Raw genomic sequence first — 14,723 nt, 5'->3', positions numbered from 1 at the left:
AATAAAAAAGACTGAACCTAATTTAGTTAATTCCTGAGTTTTTGAAAATTAATCGATTGAAAATCAGAAAGGAGCCCGGAAGTTGAAAAAGAAATTTCCTTCATTCTGATTGTTGAGCGAATATTCGAAGCGAAGAACCACGTCATAAATCCCCACAATATCGAGCCCAGCTCCATAGCCAAACAGATATTTGTTGGTCAGGCGCGCATTTTCAGGAAGAAAGTTACGGTCAGTAACAGTACCGTGGTCAAAGTTTCCGCTGATGTACATTCGGAAAGGCACCGTATTGAATTGATCCACGGGCATAAACCGTGAAATGTCAAATGACAAATCCAGGAGTTTATACCTCAGACTGTTTTTATGAACGTAGAGTTGCTGTCCCTCGATGACGTTCAATTCATAACCTCGGATAAAATTGGGTGAATACCCTATGCCTCTGACCAAAGGGTAGGGTTGAGCTGGGCTCAAGAACCAAACCCCTGTCAAGCCGGTTGCGAAATGAAATTTATCATTGATCGGGAAGTACTTGTTGGCTACAATATTTACCTCTACCTCATCAATTTCTTCAGTATAGAAAATACCATACTTGGTGGCAGTGAGCTGAAGGAGTTCCCCCTGAGTGGCATAGGCAATATTATCCCGTTTGTCATGCCGGAAGGAATACTGCAAGTATAAGTACCTCAGATCATTACTGTCATGCTGAAAATAGGCCGGGTTTTCCAGCAGTACATCAGGACTGATCCAGGTTCTGTTGTATCCCAAAGTCAGAAAGTGAAAATTGTAAAAAGTCCTCCTGTGGGTATATCTCAAGGCTGCATTGAAATTTTTCCGAAGGACATCTTCAGTCTCATTGGTGTAAAAGACCTGCCTATTGTCAGCAGATTTAATGGGAATAGTCTTCTGATCGGCATAAGTTACCTGAACAGCGAGTCCGTGCTTTTGCTTTTTGTCAATGTATGGCTTGGAATAAAGGATATCCAATCCTTTTGTAAAACCAAGTTGACCTGAAAACCGGAGTTTTTCATTTCTCCCCCCCACATTGCTGTGGTTGATTTTTACCCCGTAATTCACGCGTGACCAATCTCTGCCCTGATTGGTCCACCATTCCGAAAAGTTTCGATCTGCCAGCTGAAAGATGACCGAAGGAAGCACATACCAGCGCTCTTTGACTGAAATCAGGATTTCCACTTCATCTGCTGAAGTGAAAAGCGGTGTGATTTCCACTTCGGTGAAAAGTCTCAGATTGTAGATTTTTTGTTGGTCAGCCTTGATAATTCCAAGGAAAGTATTCCACTCGTAATAGAAATCCGTGACAAAGTCGATTTCGCGAAGGATGATACTTTTTTGGGTTTTTTCATTACCCACAATGAAAATGTTGTTCACCTTTACCCGTTCAGGAATAGGTGGATTCACAGGTTCCAATGTGGTATCCTGTGCTTTGATCTCCCCAATTCCCAAAAAGAGGGCGAAAAATGTAAAAAGGAGGATATTTTTTAAAATCGAAATCAATGGAATTCTAATTGAGTAATTTTGGTTTCACCGATGAATACCTGACTAAAAGGTATAACAAATGTTTAAAACCTACCTGAGAAAGATAGCCATATTTCCAGTCTTGGTCTATCAATATGTCATATCTCCGTTGTTTCCCGCAAGCTGCCGTTTTACTCCCACCTGTAGTCAATACATGAAAGAGGCTGTGCTGAAACACGGAATACTCAAAGGCGGTCTGTTGGGGTTCAAAAGAATTGGCCGATGTCATCCTTGGGGTGGGCATGGCCATGATCCAGTTCCCTAAGATTTCTCCGGCTTGATCCCGTTTTTCAAAGCTCTAGCCACCAGAATCACTCCGATGATCACCAGCGGAATACTCAGGAGTTGGCCCATATTAAACTGCATGGATTGCTCAAAATCCACCTGAACTTCCTTCAGAAACTCCCAAACGAAGCGCATTCCAAAAACCGAAATCAGGAACAGTCCAAGAAGTAATCCTTCGGGCAACCTGGCTTTGTATTTTGCCCAAAGCCCGAGCAAGACCAGGAAGATTACAAAATAGGATGCAGCTTCATAGATTTGTGTCGGGTATTTTGCCCTACCGAATGTTTTTACCGTGACCAAATATCCATCCGGTTGCTCTGAGATTTCAAAATTCAGAGGACTTTCGACTGGTTCTGCCAAGTATTCTTTTGACGAACTAAATTGAGTCAAGGCGTATTTGATGTCACGTTCCAGAATGGAACTGAGGTCTTCTTTGGAGAAGTTTCCTTTGTTGATTTTTAAGTCAAAATTCACCGGAACTACTCCATTTCCCTGTAATTCACCGGACCGGTCTTCAGGCTTGTAGGCCTCAATCGATTCGATAGGGACTTTCAAGGTGTTCAAAATATCCTCGGTGTCGTAAGCAAAGACAAACCCGCTGTCAGTGCCGGTATCTTTTCCTCCGATTTCAGAATTCATCAAATTTCCCACCCGGATCATTGCTCCGGTCATGGCTGTTACAATTACAATTCGATCCACCACCCAAAGGTAACTTTGCCCTGGAGTCCGTTTGGAATAGAGCCAAAGTGCGAAAAGTATAGCAATGGCAGCACCGTGCGAGGCCAGACCACCTTCCCAAACTTTCAGAATATCAATGGGATTGCTGAGGTATTTTTCGGGTTCATAAAAAAGCACATGTCCCAATCTTGCCCCGATGATGGTCGCCAAAACCATGTAAATGGTCAGTTTATCCACTAGATTTTCATCCTGACCTTCTTTTCGGAAAAAGTAGACCATGAACTGTTGGGAAATGATAAAGCCGAGGGCAAACAGTAAACTGTACCATCTGAGGCGCTCAAAACCGGAAAAAACTGCGGGACTCGGGTCCCATACCACATAGTTCAGTATAAAATCAAGCATGATGTCGGATTAGATTTGGTCTAATTGTTCAAGTTCTTCGGCAAAACCTCCTGATAAAATCGGGAAGCGATACCAGGTTTTTGGATCAATATTGAATTCGTCCAAGTGAAATGCCGGGGCAAATCGCTCGCGTTTCCATTGGTTTCTGGACCAAAGTCGGAAGAATTTTTTGATATACTCTTTCAATACGGCATCTTCCAGTTCGAGTTCGTCCTTCAATAGGAGAAAAATATCAATAGGTGATCTTTTGTCGCGGATTGCCAAGCGCTCGATTTCCACTATGACGGAATAAGGCATCAGATCCTTTTCGTCGGTTTGAGTTCGTTCGAGTGGTCGCAATTCTGCCGTTGGCGTCAGCGAATTAACAGCAGCAAGACCCGGGCGATCCAAGTTTGTCTCAGCCCATAGGAGCCAATGTCGGATAAAATGCTTGTCCACACCAGCAATAGGAGAGATGCTGCCGCTCGTGTCTCCGTCCATTGTGGCATAGCCCACGTCTCCTTCGCTCCGGTTGGAGGTGGAAAGAAGTAGTGCATGGTTCAAATTGGCAAGTAGCCAAATAATCGGAGAACGGGAACGGGCCTGGATGTTTTGGAGCGCAATGTCGTCTTGGTCCCAAGTCAGTTTTCGTCCAATGGCTGTTTCGATTTTGCGGGTGTAAGATTCTACCTCTTCGTCAATAGTCCAGGAATAAAAATTAGCTCCCAAACTTTCCGCAAGGAATTTTGCAGAATTGTAAGTGTCTTCAGAGGAGTTCTTTGTTCCTTGATACGCTGTGGTTAAGAGTGCTCCTACGAGTTCTTTCTCTGGATTTTCAGTTTTTGGGGAAAATGAAATACCAAGTTTTTCAACAAACACTTTCAATCCTAATTCCTTGATTCCGCGTCTCACCATTTCTGCTACCAATACCGCAATGGTAGAGGAATCTGCCCCTCCCGATAGTGAAAGGACGAAGCCTTTGCTTTTGCTTTTTCTCAGGTAATCAAAAAGTCCCAAAGACGAGGCTTGGACAAATTCCCATTCTTTTGGGTGTATTGGAGCAATTTCTTGCTTTTTGTCCTCCAGGGTAAAGGGAAAAACCTGAAAGTCCTGAAAAGAAAGCAACTGATTTCTGGCAAGCAACTGGCCTGATTTAGCTAGGAGAATTTCTCCGTCAAAAATCATTTTTCCGGCTTCGTTTCCCAGCAAATTGACATAGCAATAGTAGCAGTTGAAGAGGTCCGAACTCTTTTCCATCAACTCTTTGCGCTCCATCGTCTTCTTCATGGCAAAATGAGAAGCACTAGGATTAAAAATCAAATCCACTTTTCGATCAGAAAGTCTGTAGCCGGGTCTTATTTTTCCTCTCCATGCATCCTCGCATATTTCGAATCCATAATGAATTCCCTTATGGTGGAAAGTCAGATCTCCAAATGGAATCTTTTCCCCTTCAAACTCAAAGTCAATTACCTGATTGGCTTCCCAAGGAGTGAACCAGCGGAATTCGTAATGTACTCCATCGATTGCCATGAATTGCTTGGCAACGAAGCCTTTGAGTTTGGCATTTTCAATGAGGGCTACCGTGTTGTACACCTTTTCCTGTATTCTGACAGGTAAGCCGATGGCAACTGTTATTTCTGTGCAATGGGGAATTAGTTTGCCAAGTTGGGCAAGTGCTCTTTGAGGAAACCAGTAGCTCAAGAACAAATCTTCAGCTCCATAGCCTGTTATCGCCAATTCAGGGAAACAAAGAATTTCAACTTCCTCGGATTTGGCTTTTGAAATGGCCTTTAGGATTCGATCGAAATTACCATTCCAGTCGAGTGGGGTTTGGTTGACAGTAGCACCTGCAAGTTTGAGGACAGCCATGAGGTAATTGAAAGGGTCAAAAGTAACTTCTAAACGGCAATGTTCAGGATTTCACAGGCATTTTTAGAAGCTTCTTGTTCTGCTTTCTTTTTGGTCCCGCCTTTTCCCTGAGCAATTGACTCTCCGTTAATATTAAGTTCTACAACAAATTCCTTAAAGCGTTGGTTGCCGTTAACCTGCAAAACCTTGTACTCGACTGCTTTGGCTTCTTTTTGAGACCATTCGATGATTTTACTTTTGTAATTGGTCACCGTGCTGATCATGCCCTCAAGATCCATGTGAAGCAGGATTCGCTGAAGAATTAGTTTTTGGGTAAACTCATAGCCACGATCCAGATAAATTGCGCCGAGGAATGCTTCTAAAATATCACCGTAAAGCGACTTGTTGCCGGTAAACTGTCGGCTGCTTATTACCTGTTCTAAAGCGGTTTTTAGCCCAATCTTGATCCCGATATCGTTCAATGTTTCCCGGTTAACCAATTTGGACCGGGTTTCGGTCAGGAAGCCTTCGTCCCGATAGGGGAATTTTTTAAATAAATGTTCGGCAATCACAGCGCCCAAAACGGCATCTCCGAGAAATTCAAGCCGTTCGTTTGAAATTCGAAACCCTTTGGTCGTTTCTTCACCAAGCCCCGCAGGAGTCAATGCCAACCGATAGAGTGATAAATTTAAAGGCTTGCGTCCAATGATCATCTTGATCGAGGAGGCAAGCCTTTTGTCTTTTGAGCTAAAGAAAAGAGTGTGGATTCCTAGTCGTTGGAACAGTTTCACTCTTTAGTTGTATTTTTTGAAAATGACAGAACAATTGTGCCCGCCAAATCCAAAGGTATTGCTCAGCGCATAATTGATTTCTCTTTTCTGCGCATGGTTAAATGTCAAATTAAGTCCCGGATCAAACGCCTCATCATCTGTGAAGTGATTGATAGTAGGAGGGACAATGCTGTTGTTGATGGCAAGAATAGAAGCTATTGCTTCTACAGCTCCTGCCGCTCCCAACAAATGCCCCGTCATTGACTTGGTACTGCTTATATTGAGCTTGTAAGCATGGTCTCCAAATATTTTTTGGATAGCCTTAGTTTCACCAACATCTCCAAGTGGAGTAGAAGTGCCGTGCACATTGATGTAATCTATGTCTTCTGGCTTCAAACCTGCGTCATCCAAGGCGATTTTCATCACACTACTTGCTCCTAAGCCTTCAGGATGCGGAGCAGTAATATGATATGCATCAGCTGTCATGCCTCCACCTACCAACTCAGCATAAATTTTTGCTCCTCTGGCTTTGGCATGCTCTAATTCTTCGAGAATCAGAGCTCCTGCACCTTCGCCAAGAACAAAACCATCTCTGTCTTTGTCGAAAGGTCTGGATGCAGTAGTGGGAGAATCATTTCGCTGTGAAAGTGCTTTCATCGCGTTAAATCCACCAATTCCTGCCTCAGAGACAGCGGCTTCTGATCCTCCACTGATAAACAAATCAGCTTTTCCCAATCGGATGTAATTGAAAGCATCAATCAAGGCGTTGGTCGCAGATGCACAGGCAGAAACGGTCACGAAATTTGGTCCTCTAAAACCGTATTTGATGGAAATGAATCCAGCGGAAATATCCGCAATCATTTTCGGAATAAAGAAAGGATTGAATCGGGGTGTACCGTCACCTCTTGCAAAGTCGGTAACTTCTTCCTGAAATGTTCTGAGACCTCCGATTCCGGATCCCCAGATTACACCAGCGCGGGATTTGTCAATGGATTCCAAGTCTATCCCAGAGTCTGCAATAGCCTCATCGGCAGTAATCATTGCATATTGGGTGAAGGCATCCATTTTTCTTGCCTCTTTTCTGTCAATAAATTGGTCGAGGTCGAGATTTTTGACTTCGCAGGCAAATTGAGTCTTGAAAAGTGAAGCGTCGAACCGGGTAATAGGCGCAGCGCCACTCACACCATTAATCAACCCCTTCCAGAATTCCTCCGTGGTGTTTCCTATGGGTGTGAGGGCACCTAAACCCGTTACAACAACTCTTTTTAAATTCATAAAATGAATTTAGGTAGTTCTTATTTTACGTTAGCCTCAAGGTAGGTGATAGCCTGGCCTACAGTGCCGATTTGCTCAGCTTGGTCATCAGGAATAGAGATGTTGAATTCTTTTTCAAATTCCATAATCAATTCCACAGTGTCCAGAGAGTCAGCACCAAGATCATTGGTGAAGCTTGCTTCCATAGTCACTTCAGACTCTTCTACGCCCAGTTTGTCAACAATGATGGCCTTTACTTTTTGTGCAATTTCAGACATTTTGTGATCAGTTTAGTTAATAACACTCCGCAAAGAAATATATTTAATGGCTAATTGGCAAAGAAAAGACTGAAGTAAATTTTTATCCAATTTGCCCCTTCGTCCTGCTCAATTTTAATTTCTAACTTTGTTTCGATCACCATTCTTCCTACATGAAGAAGACCAAATTATTTGTAGAACCCACTTTTGATTTTGAGCTTTTGGGGCTTGTTTCCCCAGTAAAAGACTATAAAATGGCCTGGCTGATCAACCGGGATTTGAACTTGGATTTGGTCCGGTCTGAAGATGTGCAAATAGAGTTTCTTTCCTCCCCAAGGCTGGAAATTTCCCAATATTTCCTTTCTTTACCGCACGGATTTATCCAACTTTTAAAAAATAAAGCGCTAAATACTTCCCAGCAATTGGCATATTTGATTCCTGAATTGAGAAATTTGGATTATTTCCTCCTAGTACAAGACCAAACTCAGCAAACCAGTATTGCTACATTTGTGGATCAACTCACAAAAAATCCTTTTATCCAAAGTGTGGTTAGACTGGATGTTTCAAAAATAAAATCGAAAGAAAACCTATTAACTTATTAAGACCCAATGAGCCGTCTTCCATTTAAGAAAACAAAAATTCTGGCCACAATAGGCCCTGCCTCAAACAATTACGAAATGATCAAAAGCCTGGCAGCTGCTGGGGCCAATGTCTTCCGACTGAATTTTTCCCATGGAAGTCACGAAGTACACAAAGAAGTAATCAATATCATCCGAAGTGTCAACAAGGAACTGAATTGCCACCTTGGTATCCTTCAGGATCTTCAGGGACCCAAAATCCGGGTAGGGGAGGTTGAAAACAACGGCGTTGAAATCAAACCGGGAGAAAAAATTACCATTACCAATGACCCTGTAGTTGGTACGGCATCATTGGTAAGTACTGTATATCAAAATCTTCCCCAGGACGTTGTTTCGGGCGACAGAATTCTGATCGACGATGGAAACCTTGAGGTAGTAGTCAACAGCACCGATGGGAAAAATGTAAACTGCACGGTTATACACGGCGGTATTTTAAAATCCAGAAAAGGAATCAACCTTCCCAATACCAAAGTCTCTGCTCCTTCTCTTACCGAGAAAGATATTGAAGATCTTCATTTTGGATTGGAGCAAGACGTTGACTGGATCGCATTATCTTTTGTGCGATCAGCTGACGACATCATTGATTTACGAAACCGAATCAAGGCGGCTGGCAAGCATTGTAAAATTGTGGCAAAAATTGAAAAGCCGGAAGCGCTTGAAAATATCGATTCAATCATCGCTGAGACAGATGCAATCATGGTTGCCAGAGGTGATTTGGGTGTGGAAGTGCCTATGGAAATCGTTCCTCTCTGGCAGAAAAAAATGGTGGAAAAATGTAAACTGGCCTGCAAGCCAGTCATCATTGCCACTCAGATGATGGAAAGTATGATCCAGAATCCTCGTCCAACCCGTGCTGAAACCAATGATGTAGCCAATGCAGTATTGGATGGAGCAGATGCGGTAATGCTTTCTGCAGAGACTGCTTCGGGAAAATATCCTGTTCATGCAGTAAAGGCGATGACGAGCATTATTACTTATTTGGAGGAAAACGCAGAGATCTATCACAACCTGTATAAAATACCGGAGGAAGAAGCTACATTCCTGAGTGACAACCTCATCCTAATGGCTGCTAGACTTTCAAGAAATGTGAAGGCGAAGGCAATTGTCGGAATTACTTCCTCAGGATTTACAGGTTTCAAACTCGCGTCTCACCGTCCTTTGGCCAACATTTTTGTATTTACCAGAAATGAAAAACTGCTAACCCAAATGTCTTTGGTATGGGGGGTGAGGGCTTATCATTACGTAAGCCAGATCTCCACTGATGCGACTTTTGAGGATATTGAAAATACTCTCAAAAAAGACGGTCATGTGGTTTCCGGAGATGTCATCATCAATACGGCTAGTATGCCGCTCAAAGAAAAAGGCAGAACAAATATGTTGAAAATCCACGTGGTGGAATAAAATTCAGTTTTTCCGGATACTTTTTAATTCGGATTACACTTACAGTTCAAAGGATGAATCAAACGATTCATCCTTTTTTTTATTCAATTCAGAGTTTCCTCACTGACCACAAGGAGTTTGTTTAGTTATTCTGTCACAAACCAAAATTAACTATGACAAAACTCTTCAAGTATTTACTGGCCGGATCACTCTTTTTCACGATCCTTTCCTGTAGTGAGGATTACCAAGGACCAATCCCGTATCCTACATTGATGCAAGCTGCTGATGAAGCAGGACTTACTACCTTGGTAACCGCTGTGCGTGCGATTCCAGGATTGGAAGCTTCCCTTCAGGATCAAGATGCAATAACAGTTTTTGCACCAACCAACGATGCCTTTGCCAACGCATTGACCGCTTTTAAAGCAAAAGATCTCAATGATTTGGTTGCCAAACTTGGAGGTGCTCAGAACCTTCAGACAGTTTTGGGATTCCATGTGGTTCCAGCTGTTGCTTTTTCAAGAAACCTTAATGAAACCAACATTTTCACAACACTTGCTGGCCAGCAATTGAGAGTGAATTCAACTCCAGGTTTAGTGACTGTAACTGACGCTGCGGGTAATGTGGCTCGCGTAGTTCAAGCTGATGTTCAGATCGAAAATGGGGTGGTTCATGTAATCGATAGAGTGCTTGTTCCTTCGATTCAATTACCTAAGCCAACCTTGGTGGAGGCTGCCACAAATGCTGGACTTACTACTTTGTTGTCTGCAGTGACTGCAGTTCCTGGTTTGCCTAACGCTTTGCTTTCTGCTCCAGCAATCACAGTTTTTGCTCCTACCAATGAAGCTTTTGCTGCTGCTTTGGCAGTTTTCAAGGCTAAAGATTTGAATGAATTGGTGATCAAAATCGGTGGTGCTGCCAATTTGCAAAAAGTATTAGGCTTCCACGTTGTACCTGCAAAAGCTCTTTCTTCTTCTTTGGCAGCAACAAATTCTTTCCAGACCCTTTCCGGACAAACCATTACCGTAGAAAAATCCGGATCAACTGTTTCAGTTAAGGATCAGTTGGGTAGAGTAGCTCAGGTAGTTGCGGCTGACATTGAGATTTCCAATGGTGTAGTCCACGTTATCAATGGAATGATGCTTCCTAACTTGGGATTGCCAAATGTGGTTCAAGCTGCTCAATCCGCAGGTTTGACTACCTTGATTGATGCAGTTACTGCTGCTGGATTGGGTAATGCCTTGTTGAATACCCCACAAATGACAGTGTTTGCTCCGACTAACGCCGCGTTTGCTGCTGCTTTGCAGGCTTATGGTGCTGCAAACCTTAACCAGTTGGTGGCAAAGATCGGTGGAATCAGCAATCTTCAGACTGTTCTTGGTTTCCATGTTGTACCTGCTGCTGCCTTCTCTTTTGAGCTTGGAGCTACAAACACCTTTACAACCTTGGCGGGTCAGCAACTGACAGTTACTAAAACTGCTTCCGGTGTGACGGTGAGAGATGCTCTTGGAAATACTGCCAATGTGGTAACGGCTGACGTAGCCATTTCAAATGGTGTCGTTCATGTGATCGACAAAGTTCTTTTGCCTAGAATTGATCTTCCTAATGTTGTTGAAGCTGCCCAAGCTGCAAACCTTACAGTTTTATTGCAGGCTGTAACTGCCGCAGGTTTGGGTAACACGCTTTTGAACCAGCAGGCAATGACAGTATTTGCCCCTACCAATCAGGCATTTACTAACCTTCTTCAAACTTTGAATTTTGGCTCACTTCAGGCAATGATCAATGCTCTGGGACTTCCTGCAGTTACGAAAGTGTTAGGATTCCATGTGGTACCTGCCACAGCATTCTCTTTCAACTTGGCAGCGGGTTCTCAGCAAGTGCCAACTTTAGCTGGTGAAATGCTTACTGTAACCAGAAACGGAAACAACGTGACCGTGACAGATAAAGCGGGTAAGACATACAACGTAGTTGTCGCTGACGTTGCCATCGAAAACGGTGTGGTACATGTGATCGACGGAGTGGTATTGCCTACGCTTTAAGTCTATCGAAAATTGAATTTTACCTTAGGGGCAGGTTTTCCTGTCCCTATTTTTTTTGAATAACCCGTGGTTTGGCTTAGTAAGGCTAAATTCTTCTTCTGCGTGTTTTGGCTGATTTCTAGATCATTTCGAAAACCGAGTAGACTTCGACGTCCCTATTTCGGAAGTTGATTTTTAAACATATCCAGAAAATCCGAGTTCTTTTTCTTGCTGATTTGAAATATCCAATCAAGGATCATTCGGCGTAATCACCTTTTTAAAAATGGCAAAAAACTTACTTTTAGTAGAACATGAACCGCTTTCCCAGGCAAGAATCAGGGAGGTGATCAATAAATATTGTCCGGATTGGGAAGTTAACGGCCCAGTGACTTCTGCTGAGGAACTTCAGAATTCCCTGCTTAATCCTTCAATTTTTGACTTGATCGTGTGTAGCATTCGCTTTTCAGATAGGCTTTGTTTCGGTGCGTTTGAAGATCTTCAAATCAAAATCCCAATCATTTTTATTGCGGATAGCGACGAGCATGCGTTTAGGGCTTTTGATTTTCCCTGTGTCGACTACCTACTCAAACCATTCTCTGACGAACGATTGGTAAGGGCCTTTGAGAAATATGAATCCTTCAGTTCCTCTGCTAATTCCAAAAGGTCCAGAGTAGATTCCTCGGGGAAATCCTTCGAAAACAGGCCATTCAAAGGGTATAAAAAGCGATTTTTAACCAAATCGGGAAGTCGTCTTTCTTTCGTTCCTGTAGAAAATGTAGCCTATTTTATTGCTGAGGAAGGGATTACGTTCCTGGTTGAGTCAGGCTCGTCTCAAAAGTTTATCGTATATCATTCCCTTAATGAGCTTCAATCTGAACTCCTTGATCCCGATAAGTTTTATCGAATCAACCGATCCATGATTATTAATCTGGATAATCTAATCGAAATGAAACCGTATCATAATGGTCGATTGATATTATCTCTGAATGCAAAAACTGAGGAGATTATTGTGGTTGCCAGAGAGCGGGTGAATGAGTTTAAATCCTGGATAAACCAATAAAACAGATTTACTTCTTTGATGCAGTTTCTTCATCCGGGCCTACCGGAGGGACCATTACAACTTTCTCCCGGTCAACCATGACCGATCCTGGAGCAGAGCCTTTCACTTTGCGGACGAATTTTGCCGCGGTATAGATTACAGGAGCAAGGCTTTCGGTCTTTAGCTTGGAATAAAAAGCCGCCAATCCTGCCGCACGTTCCAGGACAGCATTGGGTAGGGTAGTCATCCCTTTCATTCGGATTACCACGTGGGAACCGGGGACTTGCCTGGCATGAAGCCAAATGTCGTCTTTATGCACAAAACCTCGGAGCATTTCATCGTTGTCCTTGGCTGATTTTCCCACCCAAATAGTAAAACCTTCGAATTCAAACACCTTGAATGGCAATCCGGTGACCTCCTTATTGAGTGCTTTGTCCTCCTTGTGGTTTTTTTGATAGCTTTTCAAGCCCCTGAAATCAGACAGCCCGCTCAATTGCTTCAGTTTGTCCTCAAGTTCCAGTCTAAGCTTTTCTTTTGACTGAATGGTTTTGTCTATTTGGTCCAGCTCGATCTGTCGGTTTTTGGATTTTCGATAAAGGGACTCTGCCAGTTCCTGTGGTTTTTGATTTGGTTTTAAAGTGACTTTTATCGGCTTTCCGGTATAAAAATCCATCAGTTCAGCCTCTTTTATTCCACCTTGGAACTCGTGCAAATTTGCCATGATCACATCTGCAAGTTGGGAGGGAGGTGCTGCATTTCGCAATTCCTGCAGTTTTTGGGAGGATTTTAGGATGTAAGCCTCCGTTTTTTTGAGCTGATCCTGATAGCTTTTGAGCAGTTGGTTCTTTTCTTTTTCAAAATTCCCTTTGACCAAGGCCTGGTAAAACAACTCGTTTACTGCTTGAATCGGGTCATCGAAAGTCTTCAAGGCATTCGATTCCGGAAGCAAGCTGAGGTGAATATCCCCTTCTTTCTCCACCAGTGAAAAAAGAGGTGTATCCAGAATGTCCAACAAATCCTGCATTAAGGACCATTTCTGTTCCAAATCGGCTTCGGGGTAGCCTCGTTCTTTCAGCCATGCACGGGGTATCATACCAAGGGTAGGAAGGAATTGGGAGGCGTTGCCGCTTAAATCTTCAAATCGGTCCCGTCCCAGATCCAAGGCTAGATTCAAGCTTTGCCAATCCAAAGTTTTGTCTTCCTTAATTTCATTTCTGAAAAGTAGGGAAGGAGCCTCGGCATTATTTTGATACAAAAGTACATTGCTCCGGTTGCCGTGAAGCTTGAAAACCAGCTTTTTCCCTGATTCCAACTGGAAGTAAAAAGCCCTCTCAAAACTGAAAACCGCACATCCTTGAATGCTGTCACCAATCAATTCAGGAAATAAATCAATGCTGTTTCTCTTTGCCCGCTGAAACTGAAGGGGAAAACTCAAGTAAACTTGGGGAGGAAGGAGGTGCGCTCTGATAAACCGAATTCCATTTTCTCCTTCAGTCTCAAAAATCAATTCATCCTTACTTTGGGAAAAACAGGCAGTAATCCGGTTTCCGGCAAAGGTGACATCCAATGCAGGTGCGAGGTACTTCAGGAAATGGTAATTGAGATGCATCAGGATAAAGTTAACTCCAGCCCGTCGTAGGCCAAGGCAATTCCCTCAGGCAATTCTGCATCGATTTGGTCATGCAATCCCAATCGGTGGGAAATATGCGTGAAATAGGTCTTTTTTGCACCGATTTTTCGGGCCTCTTGGACCGCTTCCTCCAGGGTAAAATGGGAAATGTGAGATTCCTTTTGAAGGGCATTCAGCACAAGGATTTCGGTGCCTTCCAGCAATTTCATTGATTCGTCAGAAATGAAATTTGCGTCAGTGATATAGCTGAAATCTCCAATGCGGAATCCCAAAACGGGAAGTTTGTAATGCAACACAGGAATTGGAATAATCGCGATTCCGTTGATATGGAATGGATTTTCATCGATTTCTATGCAGTCCACCTGAGGTACTCCCGGGTATTTTTTGTCGCTGAAAATATAAGAGTACTCCTGTCGAATCTGGTCCAAAACCTGTCTTCTCCCAAAAATCGGCATGTCTTTTTGCTGGGAAAAATTAAAGGGTCTGATGTCGTCCAAACCGGCGGTATGGTCTTTATGCTCGTGTGTAAAAAGCACTCCGTCAAGTTTTTTGATGCCTGCCCGGAGCATTTGCATCCGAAAATCCGGTCCGGTATCCACTACAAGGGAAACCCCATCCACTTCCAGATGAATGGAAGTCCGGAATCGCTTATTTCTGAAATCGAGCGATTTGCATACCTGGCAATCACAACCGATCACAGGAACACCCTGTGAGGTACCTGTACCTAGAAAAGTAACTTTCAAAATTTAAGGGAGGTTTGTCGGAGATCATTCAGAAAATCCTGATTGGTCTTTTCCTTGAAATCCGTTGGATTCAGATTCAATTCGTTCACGATATCGATCAGCGCATTGATTTTTCCTTCCAGCGGGAAGTACTTGTTGACGATCACGATTTTGGTGTCTTTCAGTACACAATACCCGGATTTGAAATTCCCCTTTTCATACCTCAGGATGTATTCGGAGGCTGCAAATAGGTTTTCTAGCTTGTCCAGAAAATGTTTGGTGTACTTGATTGTCAT

14 protein-coding genes are annotated in these 14,723 nt (G+C 43.1%); 5 read left to right on the top strand and 9 right to left on the bottom strand.

Annotated elements, in window-relative coordinates; genetic code table 11:
• Positions 1 to 63: 63 nt before the first annotated feature.
• Positions 64 to 1,509: a BamA/TamA family outer membrane protein gene (locus D0X99_RS11260; RefSeq protein ID WP_119477928.1), complete on the bottom strand. Its 1,446-nt coding sequence runs from the start codon at positions 1,507 to 1,509 to the stop codon at positions 64 to 66.
• A 61-nt stretch (positions 1,510 to 1,570) separates the two neighbouring features.
• Here D0X99_RS11260 and yidD point away from each other — a divergent pair, with 61 nt between their 5' ends.
• Positions 1,571 to 1,795 carry a membrane protein insertion efficiency factor YidD gene (gene yidD / locus D0X99_RS11255; protein WP_119477927.1) on the top strand — a complete coding sequence of 75 codons (225 nt, stop codon included), beginning with the start codon at positions 1,571 to 1,573 and terminating at the stop codon, positions 1,793 to 1,795.
• Here the strand turns inward: yidD and D0X99_RS11250 are convergent.
• The 5 genes from D0X99_RS11250 to D0X99_RS11230 are packed head-to-tail and all read right to left on the bottom strand — an operon-like array spanning position 1,792 to position 7,024.
• The gene (locus D0X99_RS11250) at positions 1,792 to 2,895 is read right to left on the bottom strand and encodes a prolipoprotein diacylglyceryl transferase (RefSeq protein WP_119477926.1); all 1,104 of its coding nucleotides are present in this window, start codon (positions 2,893 to 2,895) and stop codon (positions 1,792 to 1,794) included. The genes yidD and D0X99_RS11250 overlap by 4 nt on opposite strands.
• A 9-nt stretch (positions 2,896 to 2,904) precedes the next feature.
• Positions 2,905 to 4,743: an NAD(+) synthase gene (nadE, locus tag D0X99_RS11245; protein WP_119477925.1), complete on the bottom strand. Its 1,839-nt coding sequence runs from the start codon at positions 4,741 to 4,743 to the stop codon at positions 2,905 to 2,907.
• 29 nt (positions 4,744 to 4,772) lie between these two features.
• Positions 4,773 to 5,513, bottom strand: a complete 741-nt coding sequence (gene rnc, locus D0X99_RS11240; RefSeq protein WP_233553700.1) for a ribonuclease III — start codon at positions 5,511 to 5,513, stop codon at positions 4,773 to 4,775.
• Between the two features lie 3 nt (positions 5,514 to 5,516).
• The gene (gene fabF / locus D0X99_RS11235; protein WP_119477924.1) at positions 5,517 to 6,767 is read right to left on the bottom strand and encodes a beta-ketoacyl-ACP synthase II; all 1,251 of its coding nucleotides are present in this window, start codon (positions 6,765 to 6,767) and stop codon (positions 5,517 to 5,519) included.
• Between the two features lie 20 nt (positions 6,768 to 6,787).
• Entirely contained in the window at positions 6,788 to 7,024 is a 237-nt protein-coding gene (locus D0X99_RS11230) for an acyl carrier protein (RefSeq protein WP_026950184.1), read from the bottom strand.
• 152 nt (positions 7,025 to 7,176) lie between these two features.
• On the opposite strand from D0X99_RS11230, the gene D0X99_RS11225 reads away from it, so the two are divergent.
• The 4 genes from D0X99_RS11225 to D0X99_RS11210 all read left to right on the top strand — a co-directional run bounded on the left by D0X99_RS11225 (position 7,177) and on the right by D0X99_RS11210 (position 12,096).
• Positions 7,177 to 7,605 (top strand): IPExxxVDY family protein, encoded by a 429-nt coding sequence (locus tag D0X99_RS11225; protein WP_119477923.1) that lies wholly within the window; start codon positions 7,177 to 7,179, stop codon positions 7,603 to 7,605.
• Positions 7,606 to 7,611: 6 nt separating this feature from the next.
• Positions 7,612 to 9,042, top strand: coding sequence for a pyruvate kinase (gene pyk, locus D0X99_RS11220; RefSeq protein WP_119477922.1), 1,431 nt, complete (start codon positions 7,612 to 7,614; stop codon positions 9,040 to 9,042).
• Between the two features lie 152 nt (positions 9,043 to 9,194).
• Entirely contained in the window at positions 9,195 to 11,057 is a 1,863-nt protein-coding gene (locus D0X99_RS11215; RefSeq protein ID WP_119477921.1) for a fasciclin domain-containing protein, read from the top strand.
• A gap of 262 nt (positions 11,058 to 11,319) precedes the next feature.
• Positions 11,320 to 12,096, top strand: coding sequence for a LytR/AlgR family response regulator transcription factor (locus D0X99_RS11210; protein WP_119477920.1), 777 nt, complete (start codon positions 11,320 to 11,322; stop codon positions 12,094 to 12,096).
• Between the two features lie 7 nt (positions 12,097 to 12,103).
• Here D0X99_RS11210 and D0X99_RS11205 read toward each other — a convergent pair whose 3' ends face one another.
• Genes D0X99_RS11205 through D0X99_RS11195 form a run of 3 tightly spaced genes read right to left on the bottom strand, consistent with a single transcriptional unit; the run spans position 12,104 to position 14,723 of the window.
• Positions 12,104 to 13,684 (bottom strand): NFACT RNA binding domain-containing protein, encoded by a 1,581-nt coding sequence (locus D0X99_RS11205; protein ID WP_119477919.1) that lies wholly within the window; start codon positions 13,682 to 13,684, stop codon positions 12,104 to 12,106.
• Positions 13,684 to 14,448 carry an MBL fold metallo-hydrolase gene (locus D0X99_RS11200; protein ID WP_119477918.1) on the bottom strand — a complete coding sequence of 255 codons (765 nt, stop codon included), beginning with the start codon at positions 14,446 to 14,448 and terminating at the stop codon, positions 13,684 to 13,686. Before D0X99_RS11200 ends, D0X99_RS11205 begins: the two co-directional genes overlap by 1 nt.
• Positions 14,445 to 14,723 (bottom strand): hypothetical protein, encoded by a 279-nt coding sequence (locus D0X99_RS11195; RefSeq protein ID WP_119477917.1) that lies wholly within the window; start codon positions 14,721 to 14,723, stop codon positions 14,445 to 14,447. The genes D0X99_RS11200 and D0X99_RS11195 overlap by 4 nt, the downstream gene beginning before the upstream one ends.

The organism is Algoriphagus lacus (genome assembly GCF_003583985.1).
Lineage (GTDB): Bacteria > Bacteroidota > Bacteroidia > Cytophagales > Cyclobacteriaceae > Algoriphagus > Algoriphagus lacus.
The sequence above is the reverse complement of the archived record's forward strand: the minus strand, read 5'-3'. Positions and strand labels throughout refer to the sequence as shown.

Excerpts from the sequence above, each read along its gene's own strand:
- D0X99_RS11195 (WP_119477917.1), bottom strand. The coding sequence starts at position 14,723 with ATGACAATCAAGTACACCAAACATTTTCTGGACAAGCTAGAAAACCTA.
- D0X99_RS11250 (WP_119477926.1), bottom strand. The coding sequence starts at position 2,895 with ATGCTTGATTTTATACTGAACTATGTGGTATGGGACCCGAGTCCCGCA.
- yidD (WP_119477927.1), top strand. The coding sequence starts at position 1,571 with ATGTTTAAAACCTACCTGAGAAAGATAGCCATATTTCCAGTCTTGGTC.
- D0X99_RS11225 (WP_119477923.1), top strand. The coding sequence starts at position 7,177 with ATGAAGAAGACCAAATTATTTGTAGAACCCACTTTTGATTTTGAGCTT.
- nadE (WP_119477925.1), bottom strand. The coding sequence starts at position 4,743 with ATGGCTGTCCTCAAACTTGCAGGTGCTACTGTCAACCAAACCCCACTC.
- D0X99_RS11215 (WP_119477921.1), top strand. The coding sequence starts at position 9,195 with ATGACAAAACTCTTCAAGTATTTACTGGCCGGATCACTCTTTTTCACG.
- D0X99_RS11205 (WP_119477919.1), bottom strand. The coding sequence starts at position 13,684 with ATGCATCTCAATTACCATTTCCTGAAGTACCTCGCACCTGCATTGGAT.
- pyk (WP_119477922.1), top strand. The coding sequence starts at position 7,612 with ATGAGCCGTCTTCCATTTAAGAAAACAAAAATTCTGGCCACAATAGGC.
- D0X99_RS11230 (WP_026950184.1), bottom strand. The coding sequence starts at position 7,024 with ATGTCTGAAATTGCACAAAAAGTAAAGGCCATCATTGTTGACAAACTG.
- D0X99_RS11210 (WP_119477920.1), top strand. The coding sequence starts at position 11,320 with ATGGCAAAAAACTTACTTTTAGTAGAACATGAACCGCTTTCCCAGGCA.
- fabF (WP_119477924.1), bottom strand. The coding sequence starts at position 6,767 with ATGAATTTAAAAAGAGTTGTTGTAACGGGTTTAGGTGCCCTCACACCC.